16 protein-coding genes and 1 pseudogene are annotated in these 14,277 nt (G+C 57.4%); 2 read left to right on the forward strand and 15 right to left on the reverse strand.

Annotated elements, in window-relative coordinates; all coding sequences use genetic code 11:
- Positions 1 to 8: 8 nt before the first annotated feature.
- The 12 genes and pseudogenes from tolA to AC3IX1_RS22445 form a co-directional block, all read right to left on the reverse strand.
- Positions 9 to 1,088, reverse strand: a complete 1,080-nt coding sequence (gene tolA, locus AC3IX1_RS22390) for a cell envelope integrity protein TolA (protein ID WP_489385863.1) — start codon at positions 1,086 to 1,088, stop codon at positions 9 to 11.
- Positions 1,088 to 1,540: a protein TolR gene (gene tolR, locus AC3IX1_RS22395; RefSeq protein ID WP_162135951.1), complete on the reverse strand. Its 453-nt coding sequence runs from the start codon at positions 1,538 to 1,540 to the stop codon at positions 1,088 to 1,090. The genes tolA and tolR overlap by 1 nt, the downstream gene beginning before the upstream one ends.
- A gap of 23 nt (positions 1,541 to 1,563) precedes the next feature.
- Positions 1,564 to 2,259 carry a protein TolQ gene (tolQ, locus tag AC3IX1_RS22400; protein WP_150726712.1) on the reverse strand — a complete coding sequence of 232 codons (696 nt, stop codon included), beginning with the start codon at positions 2,257 to 2,259 and terminating at the stop codon, positions 1,564 to 1,566.
- Complete coding sequence (ybgC, locus tag AC3IX1_RS22405; RefSeq protein WP_057713518.1) at positions 2,249 to 2,716, reverse strand: tol-pal system-associated acyl-CoA thioesterase; 468 nt, start codon at positions 2,714 to 2,716, stop codon at positions 2,249 to 2,251. Before ybgC ends, tolQ begins: the two co-directional genes overlap by 11 nt.
- A 127-nt stretch (positions 2,717 to 2,843) precedes the next feature.
- Entirely contained in the window at positions 2,844 to 3,905 is a 1,062-nt protein-coding gene (ruvB, locus tag AC3IX1_RS22410; RefSeq protein WP_489385864.1) for a Holliday junction branch migration DNA helicase RuvB, read from the reverse strand.
- Positions 3,906 to 4,514, reverse strand: a complete 609-nt coding sequence (gene ruvA, locus AC3IX1_RS22415) for a Holliday junction branch migration protein RuvA (RefSeq protein ID WP_489385865.1) — start codon at positions 4,512 to 4,514, stop codon at positions 3,906 to 3,908.
- A 113-nt stretch (positions 4,515 to 4,627) separates the two neighbouring features.
- A complete protein-coding gene (gene ruvC, locus AC3IX1_RS22420; protein ID WP_008015799.1) occupies positions 4,628 to 5,152 on the reverse strand; it encodes a crossover junction endodeoxyribonuclease RuvC in 525 nt (174 codons plus the stop codon).
- A 159-nt stretch (positions 5,153 to 5,311) separates the two neighbouring features.
- Positions 5,312 to 6,058 carry a YebC/PmpR family DNA-binding transcriptional regulator gene (locus tag AC3IX1_RS22425; protein ID WP_489385866.1) on the reverse strand — a complete coding sequence of 249 codons (747 nt, stop codon included), beginning with the start codon at positions 6,056 to 6,058 and terminating at the stop codon, positions 5,312 to 5,314.
- 139 nt (positions 6,059 to 6,197) lie between these two features.
- Positions 6,198 to 7,973 (reverse strand): aspartate--tRNA ligase, encoded by a 1,776-nt coding sequence (gene aspS, locus AC3IX1_RS22430; RefSeq protein WP_489385867.1) that lies wholly within the window; start codon positions 7,971 to 7,973, stop codon positions 6,198 to 6,200.
- Positions 7,974 to 8,091: 118 nt separating this feature from the next.
- Positions 8,092 to 8,313 (reverse strand): FmdB family zinc ribbon protein, encoded by a 222-nt coding sequence (locus AC3IX1_RS22435; RefSeq protein ID WP_032829812.1) that lies wholly within the window; start codon positions 8,311 to 8,313, stop codon positions 8,092 to 8,094.
- A 136-nt stretch (positions 8,314 to 8,449) separates the two neighbouring features.
- Positions 8,450 to 8,785, reverse strand: a complete 336-nt coding sequence (locus tag AC3IX1_RS22440) for a ribbon-helix-helix domain-containing protein (protein ID WP_489385868.1) — start codon at positions 8,783 to 8,785, stop codon at positions 8,450 to 8,452.
- A 219-nt stretch (positions 8,786 to 9,004) separates the two neighbouring features.
- Positions 9,005 to 9,076 (reverse strand): annotated as a pseudogene (locus tag AC3IX1_RS22445) (DNA starvation/stationary phase protection protein); the annotation flags it as partial.
- A 247-nt stretch (positions 9,077 to 9,323) separates the two neighbouring features.
- On the opposite strand from AC3IX1_RS22445, the gene AC3IX1_RS22450 reads away from it, so the two are divergent.
- A complete protein-coding gene (locus AC3IX1_RS22450; protein ID WP_477778296.1) occupies positions 9,324 to 9,926 on the forward strand; it encodes a cold-shock protein in 603 nt (200 codons plus the stop codon).
- 65 nt (positions 9,927 to 9,991) lie between these two features.
- Here the strand turns inward: AC3IX1_RS22450 and AC3IX1_RS22455 are convergent, their stop codons facing one another.
- Both AC3IX1_RS22455 and AC3IX1_RS22460 read right to left on the reverse strand, forming a co-directional pair.
- Positions 9,992 to 10,198, reverse strand: a complete 207-nt coding sequence (locus AC3IX1_RS22455; RefSeq protein WP_008052459.1) for a SlyX family protein — start codon at positions 10,196 to 10,198, stop codon at positions 9,992 to 9,994.
- 3 nt (positions 10,199 to 10,201) lie between these two features.
- Positions 10,202 to 10,627, reverse strand: a complete 426-nt coding sequence (locus AC3IX1_RS22460; RefSeq protein ID WP_489385869.1) for an HIT family protein — start codon at positions 10,625 to 10,627, stop codon at positions 10,202 to 10,204.
- A 908-nt stretch (positions 10,628 to 11,535) separates the two neighbouring features.
- On the opposite strand from AC3IX1_RS22460, the gene AC3IX1_RS22465 reads away from it, so the two are divergent.
- A complete protein-coding gene (locus AC3IX1_RS22465; protein WP_489385870.1) occupies positions 11,536 to 12,882 on the forward strand; it encodes an OprD family porin in 1,347 nt (448 codons plus the stop codon).
- Between the two features lie 67 nt (positions 12,883 to 12,949).
- On the opposite strand, the gene AC3IX1_RS22470 is transcribed toward AC3IX1_RS22465, so the two are convergent.
- Entirely contained in the window at positions 12,950 to 14,155 is a 1,206-nt protein-coding gene (locus tag AC3IX1_RS22470) for an ISL3 family transposase (RefSeq protein ID WP_489384767.1), read from the reverse strand.
- Between the last annotated feature and the right edge of the window lie 122 nt (positions 14,156 to 14,277).

The raw sequence follows: 14,277 nt of genomic DNA on the forward strand, positions 1-14,277 counted from the left end.
AAGGTTTCTCACAAGGCTAGATCCTCAGGTGTGAATGTCATCTTGAATGAACGATACGGAGCGAAATCACTCGGCTTCATTCCCTGCATTTCTGTCAAACGTCCAATATTCTTCACCGCTGCAACAGCCGACGCGTCAAACGGACCGTCGCCACTGGACTTGGACACGTTGACGGAAGTCACCGTACCGTCCGGCAACATGCCGATTTGCAACACCACCGTCATGCCTTTGCGTGCCGAAGGTGGGCGAGCCCAGCCTTCCGCTGCACGCGCACGAATCAGGTCATCGAAACTGCCGGCGACTTCGTCGCCCTGCTCATCGGCCAAGGCCTGCTGACGCTGCGGCGTGTCGGAAAGCAAATCTGCCAGGGCCTGGGCCTTTTTGTCTTCGGCGGATTTACGCGCCGCATCCTGCGATTTCTTCTTCGCAGCATCGGCGGCAGCTTTCTTCTTCGCTTCCTCGGCGACTTTCTTCTTCGCCTCTTCAGCTTCAGCTTTCTTCTTGGCGTCTTCCGCGGCTTTCTTCTTCGCGTCTTCGACGATCTTTTTCTTGGCTTCTTCAGCGGCCGCTTTCTTGGCCTCTTCTTCCGCGGCTTTCTTGGCTTCTTCTTCGGCTTTCTTCTTGGCTATATCAGCCAACTGTTTCTCTTCTGCCTTCTTGGCTTCCGCGGTTTTCTTCGCTTCGTCGGCTTTCTTGGCTTCATCAGCCTTTTTCGCCTCGTCCGCTTTCTTCGCCTCGTCGGCCTTCTTGGCTTCTTCGGCCTTTTGAGCCGCCTCTTCTTTCTTTTGTTCCGCAGCCTTCACCGCTTCCTGCTCGACCTTTTTCTGTTCCATCTGCTCGACTTCGGTCTGACGCGCAGCAGATTTCTGCGCTTCACCGGCAATCTTCTGATTGGTCTGGGTGGTCGCCCGACTTTTCGATTTCAGCTGGTACAAGGTCGCCTGGACAATCGGCTTGGCCGGCGGCAATTCCGGGGTAAAGGCAAAACTGACGAACAGCATGCCGAACACCAGCACGTGCAAGCCAATCGCCCAGACACTAGGCCAGAAGTAGCTTTCCGAGGCGGACGGCTCTCGCTGTTGCTGCATCAGGGCGCCTCGGTAATCAAGCCAACATTACCGACCCCGGCTTTCTGCAACCCGCCCATCGCGCCCATGACGGAGCCGTAATCGACGGATTTGTCGCCGCGAATGAAGACCTGGGTACGCTTGCCGCCTTCGTTGCCGACGCGAATGATCTTGGTCACGGCATCGGTCATCTGCGGCAGGGTCATGGCCCGATCCTGCTGCTTTTCGGTGTCGACTTCGCTGCCAAGGTTCCAGTAGTAGGTCTTGTCGGATTTTATGGAAATGGTCAGGACCTGGGTGTTGTTGTCCTGCGGCAAGGCTTCGCTGGAAACCTTGGGCAGATCAACTTTCACGCCCTGATTGAGCATCGGCGCGGTCACCATGAAGATGACCAGCAGCACCAACATCACGTCGATGTAAGGCACCACGTTCATCTCGGCGACCGGCTTGCGCTTTTTGCGAGCTCGAGCGATTAAAGCCATTGGAAATTACCTGCTTATTCTTCGCTGGTGTGCACTTTGCGGTGCAGGATCGCCTGGAACTCATCGGCGAAGGTGTAGTAACGGCCCAGCAGGGTTTCGCTGCGAGCAGCAAAACGGTTGTAAGCGATAACAGCCGGAATGGCAGCGAACAGGCCGATCGCGGTAGCAATCAGTGCCTCAGCGATGCCTGGGGCAACAGTGGCCAGGGTCGCTTGCTGGGCACTCGCCAGACCGCGGAAGGAGTTCATGATGCCCCAGACCGTACCGAACAGGCCGATGTACGGGCTCACGGAACCGACGGTGGCCAGGAATGGCAGGCTTTGCTCAAGCTTTTCTTCTTCGCGGGAAATGGCAACGCGCATGGCGCGTGCCACGCCTTCCATGACCGCTTCAGGATCAACGCCTGACTGCTGACGCAGTCGGGAGAACTCCTTGAAGCCGGCGCGGAAGATTTGCTCGACACCCGAATCCGGGTCCGGGTTGCTGCCGGCCTGACGGTAGAGCTTGGACAGGTCGATGCCCGACCAGAAGCGCTCTTCAAAGCTCTCCAGGGCGCGTCGACCGGCGCGCAGCAGGTTGCTGCGCTGAAAGATCATGATCCATGAGGTCACCGATGCGGCTACCAGGATCAGCATTACCAGTTGCACCACGATACTGGCATTGCTGATCAGGCTCCACATGGAGGAATGGTCGACGACGTTAGCTTCCACGCTTTATCTCCTGCTTTGAGTGTGTACCCGCGCCGCTCACGTCGGCAAAGGCCGCTCGTAGAGCTTCGGGAATGGCCCGGGGTTTTAAACTTTCAGTGCGCACACAGGCCACCAGAAACTGCCCTTCACAGAGCAGCGCATTATCCGTAGCCCGCCTTACCTGCTGCTTGAAGCGCAGGCTGGCACGGTTCAATTCGATTACTTCAGCGCTTACCAGCAGTTCGTCGTCCAGCCGCGCCGGCGCGTGGTAGCGCGCTTCGCTGGAATGCACGACGAACAACAGGTCCTCCCCGGCAAGCTGCGATTGGGCAAAGCCCAGATCTCGTAGCCGCTCGGTTCGAGCCCGTTCCATAAACTTGAGGTAATTAACGTAATACACGATGCCCCCCGCATCGGTGTCCTCGTAATAAACGCGACAACGATGTGCGAAAGGCTCAAGCCCGTTTTGCGCGCGCATACTCTAGTGCTTACTCCTCAGGTTGCCAATCCGGCATGGCAACTGTTTTTCATTGTTCTGCGGCTTTCTCGTGAAAGTACGGTCCTGGGACCCTACATTGCCCGAAAAAATCAGCACGCAATGTTAATTAATCGTCAGCGGCATCGAGAAACTCGTCTACCACGGGCATTTCGCCCAATCGTGACGGAATGTTTAAACCGAAATGCAGGTAGGCATGCCGCGTCACTACCCGCCCCCGTGGCGTGCGCATGATGTAGCCCTGCTGGATCAGATAAGGCTCCAGCACGTCTTCAATGGTGTGACGCTCTTCGCTGATGGCGGCGGCCAGGCTGTCGACTCCAACTGGCCCGCCGTCGAATTTCTCGATCATGGTCAGCAACAGACGCCGGTCCTGGCGATCGAAGCCACGCTCGTCGACGTCCAGCAGGTTAAGCGCCAGGTCGGCAATCGGTTTGGTGATATGCCCCTTGGCGCGAACTTCGGCGAAATCGCGCACCCGGCGCAGCAGCCTGTTGGCGATCCGCGGCGTGCCACGGGCACGGCGGGCGATTTCGAATGCGCCCTCCGGGTCCAGCGGCAAACCGAGGATGCTCGCCGAACGACTGACAATCGTCGACAAGTCGGCGTTATTGTAGAACTCAAGACGCTGGACGATGCCGAAACGGTCACGCAACGGGTTAGTCAGCATCCCCGCCCGCGTCGTTGCGCCGACCAGGGTGAACGGCGGCAGATCCAGCTTGATCGAACGCGCGGCCGGCCCCTCACCAATCATGATGTCGAGCTGGAAATCCTCCATGGCCGGGTACAGCACCTCTTCAACGATGGGCGACAGGCGATGGATTTCGTCGATAAACAGCACATCGTGAGGCTCAAGGTTGGTCAATAGCGCCGCCAGGTCACCGGGGCGCTCCAGCACCGGCCCCGAGGTGCTCTTGATCGACACGCCCATTTCCTGGGCGATGATGTTGGCGAGGGTGGTCTTGCCCAGGCCTGGCGGCCCGAAGATCAGCGTGTGATCCAGGGATTCGTTACGACCGCGAGCGGCCTGGATGAACAGCTCCATCTGTTCGCGAACGGTCGGCTGGCCAATGTATTCGGCCAGGCTGACCGGGCGAATGGCGCGGTCCTGGACTTCTTCGCGCTCACGCGGGCTGTGCGTGGCAGCGATCAGACGATCAGCTTCAATCACTTAGATCATTCCCTTCAAGGCGCGGCGGATCATGTCTTCACTGCTCAAATCTTTGTCCTTGATCGCAGACACAGCCTTGCTCGCTTCCTGGGGCTTGTAGCCCAGGGAAATCAAGGCGCTGACGGCGTCAGTCTCGGCAGTGTTCACCGGGGCCGGTCCATCCGGCTGGTTCGGTACCAGGGCGAACATGGCCGGTACGATTTCCCAGGCCTTGAAGCGATCCTTGAGCTCCACCAGCAAGCGTTCGGCGGTTTTCTTGCCGACGCCCGGGACCTTGGTCAGCGCCGAAGTGTCCTGGGACTGCACACAACGAACCAGTTCGTCGACTTCCAGGCTCGACATCAAGGCCAGGGCCAGTTTCGGCCCGACGCCGTTGAGGCGGATCAATTCGCGAAAAAAGTCGCGCTCACGCTTGCCGACAAAACCATAGAGTAACTGTGCGTCTTCGCGCACGACCAAATGGGTATGCAAGGTTAGCGGCTCACCGACCGACGGCAAGCGGTAAAGGGTCGTCATGGGCACTTCAAGTTCATAGCCCAGGCCATTTACATCCAGAATCAGATGGGGAGGCTGCTTCTCAGCCAGGGTGCCGCGCAAACGTCCAATCACGTTACAAATCCTTGAGCGTTGGCCAGCTCTTGGCCAGCGACTGATAGAGCGAGGAATACCGCCGACAACCCAGGCGGAACGCCCTCACTCCATGAAAATGATTGCTGATGCTATCAGAGACGCAGGCGCCCGCCACGACTGCGTGCAGCTCCCAGCCCATGGGGCAGCAGGCTGGAACGGGTGTGGGCGTGACAGATGGCAATGGCCAGGGCGTCCGAAGCATCGATCTGCGGTTTGCTGGTGAGCTTGAGCATGTGCATAACCATCATTTGCACCTGCTCCTTGTTGGCCGCACCGGTGCCGACGACCGCCTGCTTGACCTGGGTTGCGGTGTATTCGGCAATTTCCAGACTTTCCTCGGCGCCGGCCACAATCGCGGCGCCACGGGCCTGCCCCAGCTTCAGGGCGGAATCGGCGTTACGGGCCATGAACACCTTTTCGATGCCCATGGTCACCGGATGGTACGTCTGAATGATCTCCCGCACGCCGCGATAGACAATCTGCAGTCGCTCATGCAGCTCGCCGGCACCAGTGCGGATACAACCGGAAGCGACGTACTCACAGCCACGGCCGGTATCACGAACCACGCCGTAACCGGTGATGCGCGAACCGGGGTCGATACCAAGAATTAAAGTCATAACGCCTGCGGATAAATTGAAATAACGCGTCGGCCATGACACCGCTCGCTGTAGGAGCGAGCTCGCTCGCGATGGACCTTAACGATAACGCAACGCTTTAAATTAGCGTCGTTCTCGGGTTTTTCGCGAGCAGGGCTCGCTCCTACATAAGGAAGCAGATCAACCGAGCTGTGCGGCCACCGACTCCGGGATGTCCGCATTGGAGTAGACGTTTTGCACATCATCCAGGTCCTCGAGCATGTCGATCAGCTTGAGGACTTTCTCGGCACCTTCCAGATCGAGCTCGGCGCTGGTGGTCGGCAACATGACGATTTCCGCGTCGTCACCTTTGAAGCCCGCCGCTTCCAGTGCGTTACGCACGGAATAGAATCCGGCAAACGAGGTGAACACGTCGATCGAACCGTCTTCGTTGGTCACCACGTCATCGGCGTCGGCTTCCATGGCGGCTTCCATCAGTGCGTCTTCGTTAACGCCGGCAGCGAAGGAGATCTGCCCCTTGCGCTCGAAAAGATAGGCCACCGAACCGTCAGTCCCCAGGTTGCCGCCGCACTTGCTGAACGCGTGACGAACAGCGGCTGCGGTGCGATTACGGTTGTCGGTCATGCACTCGACCATCACCGCGACGCCACCCGGACCATAACCTTCGTAGGTCAGCTCGACCATGTCGTCGGTATCGGCGGCACCGGCACCACGGGCGACTGCCCGGTCGATGATGTCGCGACTCATGTTCGCGCCAAGGGCCTTGTCCAACGCCAGGCGCAGACGCGGGTTGGACCCTGGATCTCCGCCACCCTGGCGGGCAGCTACGGTCAGCTCACGAATCCACTTGGTGAAAATCTTGCCTTTTTTGGCATCCTGACGTTCTTTGCGGTGCTTGATGTTCGCCCACTTGGAATGACCTGCCATAACTCGCTCCGAATTCTCTTTGAAACAATGCCCGCCCTGCTCTTGCATTGGCCAGCAAATAAAAAGTCTCGACCTTCTTTCAATCCATACAGACAGGAAAGAAAAAAGGCGCATCCGAAGATGCGCCTTCAGGCCCGTCTTACTCAGCCTTTGGCGTTTCTCGCAAACGAATGTGCAGCTCGCGCAGTGCCTTGGCATCCACTACACCCGGTGCTTGCGTCATCACGTCGGCAGCACTCTGGGTTTTCGGGAAGGCGATCACTTCACGGATCGACTGGGCGCCGGTCATCAGCATTACCAGACGGTCCAGACCGAAGGCCAAGCCACCGTGCGGCGGTGCACCGTACTTCAGGGCGTCGAGCAGGAAGCCGAATTTCTCTTCCTGTTCAGCCTCATTGATACCCAACAGACGGAACACCGACTGTTGCATTTCCTTGCGGTGGATACGGATCGAACCGCCACCCAGCTCGGTGCCGTTCAGAACCATATCGTAGGCGCGGGACAGAGCGCCGGCCGGGTTGGCCTCCAGCTCTTGCGGCGTGCACTTCGGTGCGGTGAACGGGTGGTGCAGCGCAGAGAAGCTGCCGTCGTCGTTTTCTTCGAACATCGGGAAGTCGACGACCCACATCGGCGCCCACTCGCAGGTCAACAGCTTGAGGTCGTGACCGAGCTTGATGCGCAGTGCGCCCAGCGCTTCACTGACGATCTTGGCCTTGTCGGCGCCGAAGAACACGATGTCGCCATCGACTGCACCCACACGATCGAGGATCACGTTCAGGTTGGCCTCAGGAATGTTTTTCACGATCGGCGATTGCAGACCGTCAACACCGGCAGCGCGCTCGTTGACCTTGATGTACGCCAGACCCTTGGCACCGTAGATACCGACGAACTTGGTGTAATCGTCGATCTGCTTGCGCGGCATGCTTGCCCCGCCTGGAACGCGCAAGGCGGCGATGCGGCATTTCGGATCGTTGGCCGGGCCGCTGAACACTTTGAAATCGACTTCTTTCAGTTGATCGGCAACGTCGACCAGCTCCAGCGGGTTACGCAGGTCCGGCTTGTCGGAACCGTAGCGGCGCATGGCTTCTTCGAACGTCATGTGCGGGAAATCGCCGAATTCCAGACCCAGCACTTCCTTGAACAGGTTGCGGATCATTTCTTCGGTCAGGCCCATGATCTCTTTTTCATCGAGGAAGCTGGTCTCGATGTCGATCTGGGTGAATTCAGGCTGACGGTCGGCCCGCAGGTCTTCGTCTCGGAAGCACTTGGCGATCTGGTAGTAACGGTCGAAGCCGGCGACCATCAGCAGTTGCTTGAACAGCTGCGGCGATTGCGGCAGGGCGAAGAACGAACCGGCGTGAGTACGGCTCGGCACCAGGTAGTCGCGCGCGCCTTCAGGGGTGGCGCGGGTCAGGATCGGCGTTTCTACGTCGAGGAAGCCGTTCTCGTCCAGGAAGCGGCGGATGCTGGTGGTCATGCGCGAGCGCAGACGCAGTTTCTCGGCCATTTCCGGGCGACGCAGGTCGAGGAAGCGATAGCGCAGGCGTGTTTCTTCGCCGACGTCGGAGAACTCGTTCAACGGGAACGGCGGGGTTTCCGATTCGTTCAGCACTTCCAGCTCGTAGCCGAGGACTTCGATCATGCCCGACGCCATGTTGGCGTTGGTCGCACCGGCCGGACGCAGGCGAACCTTACCGGTGATCTTCACGACGTACTCGCTGCGCACGCGATCTGCAGCGGCGAAGGACTCGGCGCGGTCCGGATCGAACACGACCTGGGCCAGACCGTCACGATCACGGATATCGAGGAAAATCACCCCACCGTGGTCACGGCGGCGGTGGACCCATCCGCAAAGGGTAATTTCCTGGCCGTCCAGGCTTTCGTTCAGTTGGCCGCAATAATGGCTGCGCATCATGGTCGTGGTTTCACTTCTCGTAATTCGAAATTCGGTGGAGATCCTACAGCAGCCCCGCCTTTAAAAAGTCACCGGGTGATGCAGGAGCACGCGTGTCGTTCAACTCAGGTTCCAGACCTTAGTCAGCTTTGTCGCCGCCGGCCAGGTTCTTCTTGGAACCGGTCTTGAAATCGGTTTCGTACCAACCCGTGCCGCTGAGGCGGAAGCCCGGCATGGACAGCAACTTTTTAAGCTCTGGCGCCTGACAGGCAGGGCAGTCGACCAGCGGTGCATCGCTGATCTTTTGAATGGCTTCCAACTGATGACCACAGGAAGCACATTGATAATCGTACATCGGCATGGAGGTTGTCTCGGCGATCAGATTGCTACCGCACACGCGGGGTTTTGCGGCAAAGAGCGGGATTATATCCATTAAATGCGGCCTGTGCAGCCGTAAGACTGCACAGGCCGACACTCTGCTGTTTTCGCCGCCCCGCCTAGGCGCTGACGACACAACCTCCTTCCTTGAGACTGTGCACGACACAGACAACCCGAACCAATCCACTGAAGTTCCTTACCCCGCCATGGCGCAAGTGAACTTCGCGATCCACATGAGACAACAGGTTATTGACCGAGCAACCATTGACCCGGGCCATCTCCCCCAAAATATCCCAATAAACCTGCTCAAGCCGCAAACAGGTGGCGAAGCCATTCAATCGTACGGAGCGGGACAAGGGCTGGGCCAGCCCCATATCGAACTCGCGAACAAACGGATCAACCCTTACACCCTTGTGCGAACCGTATCGCCCCTCTTCCTGCCTTTCATAAACCATAACGCTGACACTCCTTTGCCATCCTGGTTTCTTTAAGAGCAACTATCTGTCGACTTATAAAAACGCAGGTGCAAAGGTATTTTCCAGCCGAATTTATGACCCTCGACGTAGGATAAGCCAACAACCTTTGGCAGACCCTGGAGAACGTCCTACTCCGGACCTTTTCCCACGCAGTGAAGCGATACCCCCTTCAGAAGCACCGTATGGAATGATGTAGGAAAGAAGCGCGCGAAGCATCCACGTCGTTTTTTCATGTACCTGCATGCGCTGGGCCGGCAAGTCGGCCGCAGGGAGGTACCGCAGCCCCGCAACCTGGGGCAACCTGCGTCAATTGGCCCCTAAAAGAGCCGCCGGACGCCCTGATTTGAGTAGCCTGCGGCTTTGCTGTTAAATAGACAGCGTGTCGCCAATGCCTATTTTTCCGGGCACGGCGCATAGGCTGATACCGGGTACGTGTCCAACGCCTCTTTATTATCTTGAAGCGAACCGTGCGCCATCAGCTCTTCCTTGTGAGCTGCCTTAACGTGAGTTAATCAAAATGTTGAAAATCGTCCATCTGTTGATAGGCGCAGCGGCCTTGCTGCTGTCCTTCATCCCTAGCCTGCAATCCGAAGCCTTGCCTTACCTGCAACAACCCGACGCGCTGTACCTGGCCTTTTTCGGCCTGCTCAACCTCACACTTGCGCCTGTCATCCCTTACTGGAACAAAGGCCCGCGTCACCAACTGCAAAACCTGGTCAGCGCCCTGCTGGTTCTGAGCGTAGTCCTGCAAACCCTGACGCTGATCGCACCGATGCCCGTCATCGCCGGTCAACCCGCGGTACTGTTCAGCCTGGTCGCAGCCCTGATCGCCGTTGCCCTGCACCTGGGCATCAGCTTCTACAAGTCGTCACCAGCCACCGCCTCGCCAAGCTACGACATGAGCAACCGCGATACCGGCACAGTGAAGTGGTTCAACACATCCAAAGGCTTCGGCTTCATCTCCCGCGACTCCGGCGACGATATCTTCGTCCACTTCCGGGCCATTCGCGGTGAAGGCCACCGCGTCCTGGTCGAAGGCCAGCGCGTGGAGTTCTCCGTCATGAATCGTGACAAGGGCCTGCAAGCCGAAGATGTGATCGCCGCACTGCCGCGCCGCTGATTCAAGGCCAAAAAAAACCGCGCACAGCCGAGCTGTCCGCGGTTTTTTTTATGTCTGCGATTTACTTAATAGTGGGGCGGCGGCGCCTCTTCTTCGAATGACTCGAACTGCCCGACCATTTCCTCCTGCCGCTTGAGCAGTGCGGCCATTTGAAGCTGCAGGCGCTCGACCACCCGCTGCTGTGCCACCAGCACATCGTTCAATGCCTGGATGGTGTCATCCTGAAACGCCAGACGGCTTTCAAGCTCGGTAACGCGTTCTTCCAGGCTCATGGTTCAGCCCTCCAGAAACGTAAAATCATCGGTCAAAATCAAGCGCAAACGCTCGCGAATCGCGGCGATCTGCTCCGAACTGTAGGATTTTGCCGGATGCTTACCCCAAACCGGCGCTGGCCAGGCAGCATCTTCGCGTTTGCGCACAATCACATGCATGTGCAACTGACTGACGACATTGCCCAGCGCCGCCACATTCAACTTGTCCGCATCGAACGAGTCCTTCAGCACTTGCGAAAGCGTCGTCGTCTCCTGCCACAGCCGCTGCTGGTCTGCGACATCCAACTGAAATATCTCACTGATAGCCTCGCGACGAGGTACCAGGATGAACCAGGGATAGTTCGAATCGTTGGACAGCAGCAACCGGCAGAGCGGAAAGTCCCCGATCAGTAACGTGTCTTGTTGAAGTCGTGGATCTAAAGCGAACACTGCGCGTACTCCCGCCGGGTCATCATTTTCAGCTTAGCGCCCATCCAGAAGGACAGCGCACCAAGCGACCGGACGGCAGCATACCTGCGAACGGCGCAGGCTTCACGGCGAACCTTGCATCGAGGCCACGAGCGCCAGCAAAAAACTGACAGCCGCCCCCGAATGAGACAGTTTTCGCCGCCGCGCACTATTACAGAACCGAACGGCAGGCAAAAAACGCCGAAATGACTGATCAACAAGGAGAAGTTCGCTTCAGGCAAGCGACCTACAGAGATGAATTCAGTACAGGGCTAAAATTTTTTGCACCAAAACCGCACAGTGAGTCTACGCTGAACGCTTCGACATCCGCCATTTACTCAGTGGTGGGGTGAACCGGTAACATTTTTGGTTGCCAGGCTGTCGACCAGAAGGGCGAAACATGATGTCAGGCAAGGCGTCAAGCCCAAACCAAAAGCGCTTGAACCCCCCGGTTTTATGAGGTTTTGACAGTACTTGGCAGTCAATTAGAAAAAAAACGTAACAAAACACGATTTTGTGCACGCTTATTGCATTCATACCCAACATCGCCGGAGTGGCACCCGCTGGAAGCGGAGGCCCTCAGGCAAAAAAAATAGTGGCAAGGTAGCCCGATGGAGATTCAAACGTTTCACCAGGACTCTTTTTACCGACGACAAGGCGCAAAAAACAGCATTAAAGTTGTCCGCCCTGTTGCGTCGGAGCTGGAAATTTGCGACATCTACCACGCTGTTTGCGACAGGGTCGTAAAGAAGGCGAAAGGTTAGATGCGCAAGTATCGCCAACATTGTCGGCGTGATATAAGTTTGCGCCGACACAAAAAGAAAGAGCCGCCCAGATAATAAACCAGGTGGGACGGCAGTACTCTTCTAAAACCAAAGGAGCAAATCACGATGCGCGTGATGAAGTGGAGCATGATCGCACTGGCAGTTGCAGCAGCAGCCAGTACCCAATTGGCTACGGCCGCCCCTTTCGTAAGTGACCAGGCTGAAGCCAAAGGCTTTGTTGAAGACGCGAAGTTAGATTTGCTGGTTCGCAACTATTACTTCAACCGTGACAACAAGGACGGCGCCCGCGACGTCAAAGACTGGACCCAAGGTCTTTGGGGCACCTTCAGCTCCGGTTACACCCAGGGTACTGTAGGCGTCGGTGTTGATGCATTCGGTTACCTGGCCATTAAACTGGATGGCGGCGATGGCACCTCCGGTTCGGGTAACATGAGCCGTAGCGACACCGTCAACGCCAACGGTGGCCGCAACGTCAACGACAGCCAGGGTAAAGCCGGTGGCGCAATTAAATTCCGCGTCTCCAAAACCGAGCTGAAGGCCGGTGACATGTCGCCAAGCACTTCTCCAGTGTTTGCTGTTGGCGGTTCCCGTATCCTTCCTCAAGTTGCCAGCGGTCTCCAACTGCAGAGCAGCGAAATCAAAGACCTTGATCTCGAAGCCGGTCACTTCTACTCGGGTTCCAGCCAGGACAAAAACTCCCGCGATGGCGACCTGTTTGCAAACTACGCCGGCGTGCAAGCCGACAGCATCGACTACTTCGGTGGTAAGTACGGCATCACCGACAACCTGTCGGCATCCCTGTACGGCGCCAAGCTGGAAGACATCTGGAACCAGTACTACGCCAACGTGAACCTCACTACCCCATTTGGTGGTGACACGTCGCTGAACACTGACTTCAACATCTATCGCACCACCGATACCGGTGACGCGAAAGCCGGTGACATCAGCAACACTGCATTCTCGCTGGCAACCGCTCTGTCGTTCCTGAAAGCGCACACCATCACCCTGGCCTTCCAAAAGGTTAATGGCGATACCCCGTTCGACTACATCGGTATCGGCAAGAACAACCGTGGCGGCGACTCGATCTTCCTCGCCAACTCCATCCAGTACTCTGACTTCAACGCCCCTGGCGAGAAGTCGGCCCAGATCCGTTACGATCTGAAAATGGCTGAGTACGGCGTTCCAGGTCTGAGCTTCATGACCCGTTACGTGAAAGGTTGGGACATCGACGGTACCAACACCCCAGCAGGCAGCGCTTACACCGGCCTGTACGGTGCAGATGGCAAACACAACGAAACCAACTTCGAAGCCAAGTACGTTGTTCAGTCTGGCCCGGCAAAAGATCTGTCCGTTCGCTTCCGTCAAGCTTGGCACTTTGCTAACGCCGACGAAGGTGAAGGCGACGTGAAAGAGTTCCGTGTGATCGTCGACTACCCGCTGTCGATCTTGTAATCGCATCCATCTAGTTTGCGGTAACAAACAAAAGGCCCATCTTCGGATGGGCCTTTTTTATGGTTCTTCACGGATTACCGGGAAAGACGCTCTTGATCTTCATGAAAAAGAATTCGCTGTCCCGGTAACCGTACGCCATCCGCTTGATGACCTTGATTCGATTGTTGATGCCTTCCAACTGGCCCGTATGCATCGGCCAGCGAACCCGGCTGACGATGCCCCGCCAGTAACCCTTCAGTCGTTTGGCAAACTGGATCAGAGGCGGTATTTCGCTTTCATGCGCATGGCGCAGCCATTGCTGCCAGGCTGATCGCCAGCCCCAGGCGGTGCTCGGTGTCCAAAGCGTTTTGAGTTCAGCCTTCATCAAATAGACCGTCATTAACGCTTGGTTGGCCGCCAGCAGATCCTCCAAACGCACCTGTTGCTCCGGCGTTTTCAGGTTCTGCGGGTTGCGCAGCAACAGCCATCGCGCTTGCTTGATGACCTTTCGGGCAGGCTTGTCATGACGTAGCCGATTAGCTTCATCGACGCGGACTCGATCAATCACCTCTCGGCCATATTTGGCCACCACATGGAAGAGGTCGTAGACCACGCGCGCTTTTGGGCAGTGCTGACGAACCTCCAGGTCAAAAGCGGTGTTCATGTCCATCGCCACCGCTTCGATGCGAGCGCAACCCTCTGGGCCCAGCTCTTCGAAGAATGGCCTGATCGCCGCACGGCTGCGACCTTCGCCAATCCACAGCACTCGCCGGGTATCGGCGTCCAGCACGACGCTGGCGTAACGATGACCTTTGAACAGCGCGAATTCGTCCATTACCAGGCGCCGTGGCTGCGCCTTTGGCAAAACACTCAGCGCCGCTTGCAAGGCTCGACGCTCCAGCAACCGCACACTGTCCCAATGCAGCCCGAACAGTTGAGCCACGTGTTTTGTGGGCAGGCGCTCGCAGGTTTGAATGACGGCCTCGGCCAGGCGGCGTGTCATGCGGGCATAGCGATCCAGCCAACTGACCGCTTCCATGCGTTTGCCACAGTCGCGACACCCGACACGTCGGAGCAACACGCTGAGGCGCACTGCTCGGCCGAGAATGGGCAAATCACGAATGACTCGCTGGCAGTACTCATGCGTGGTTGAACACGGTTGTTGGCAGCCGCCACAGGAAGGAAACCGGGTGGCGTGAGGCATCAGGTCGATCTGTAGCGTATCGCCATCGGGCTTGATCGTAACGACAGAAAAGCCCTCCCAAAAGGGAAGGAAAGTATTAATATCACGCATAAGAACGCCGGTTTGTTAGATGTGTTTGCTCGCACGAACATCATCAATCAAATCGGCGTTCTTGTTTCTGTGTTTCCCGGGATTCCGTGAAGAACCTTTTTTATTGGCTACAGCATTGTGTT

This window comes from Pseudomonas sp. KH_046_2 (assembly GCF_057838985.1).

Bases quoted from the DNA above. Each gene is read 5' to 3' on its own strand.
- tolA (WP_489385863.1), bottom strand. From the start codon at position 1,088: ATGCAGCAACAGCGAGAGCCGTCCGCCTCGGAAAGCTACTTCTGGCCT.
- AC3IX1_RS22450 (WP_477778296.1), top strand. From the start codon at position 9,324: ATGTTGAAAATCGTCCATCTGTTGATAGGCGCAGCGGCCTTGCTGCTG.
- ybgC (WP_057713518.1), bottom strand. From the start codon at position 2,716: ATGCGCGCGCAAAACGGGCTTGAGCCTTTCGCACATCGTTGTCGCGTT.
- AC3IX1_RS22435 (WP_032829812.1), bottom strand. From the start codon at position 8,313: ATGCCGATGTACGATTATCAATGTGCTTCCTGTGGTCATCAGTTGGAA.
- AC3IX1_RS22440 (WP_489385868.1), bottom strand. From the start codon at position 8,785: ATGGTTTATGAAAGGCAGGAAGAGGGGCGATACGGTTCGCACAAGGGT.
- AC3IX1_RS22455 (WP_008052459.1), bottom strand. From the start codon at position 10,198: ATGAGCCTGGAAGAACGCGTTACCGAGCTTGAAAGCCGTCTGGCGTTT.
- ruvC (WP_008015799.1), bottom strand. From the start codon at position 5,152: ATGACTTTAATTCTTGGTATCGACCCCGGTTCGCGCATCACCGGTTAC.
- AC3IX1_RS22470 (WP_489384767.1), bottom strand. From the start codon at position 14,155: ATGCGTGATATTAATACTTTCCTTCCCTTTTGGGAGGGCTTTTCTGTC.
- AC3IX1_RS22465 (WP_489385870.1), top strand. From the start codon at position 11,536: ATGCGCGTGATGAAGTGGAGCATGATCGCACTGGCAGTTGCAGCAGCA.
- aspS (WP_489385867.1), bottom strand. From the start codon at position 7,973: ATGATGCGCAGCCATTATTGCGGCCAACTGAACGAAAGCCTGGACGGC.
- AC3IX1_RS22425 (WP_489385866.1), bottom strand. From the start codon at position 6,058: ATGGCAGGTCATTCCAAGTGGGCGAACATCAAGCACCGCAAAGAACGT.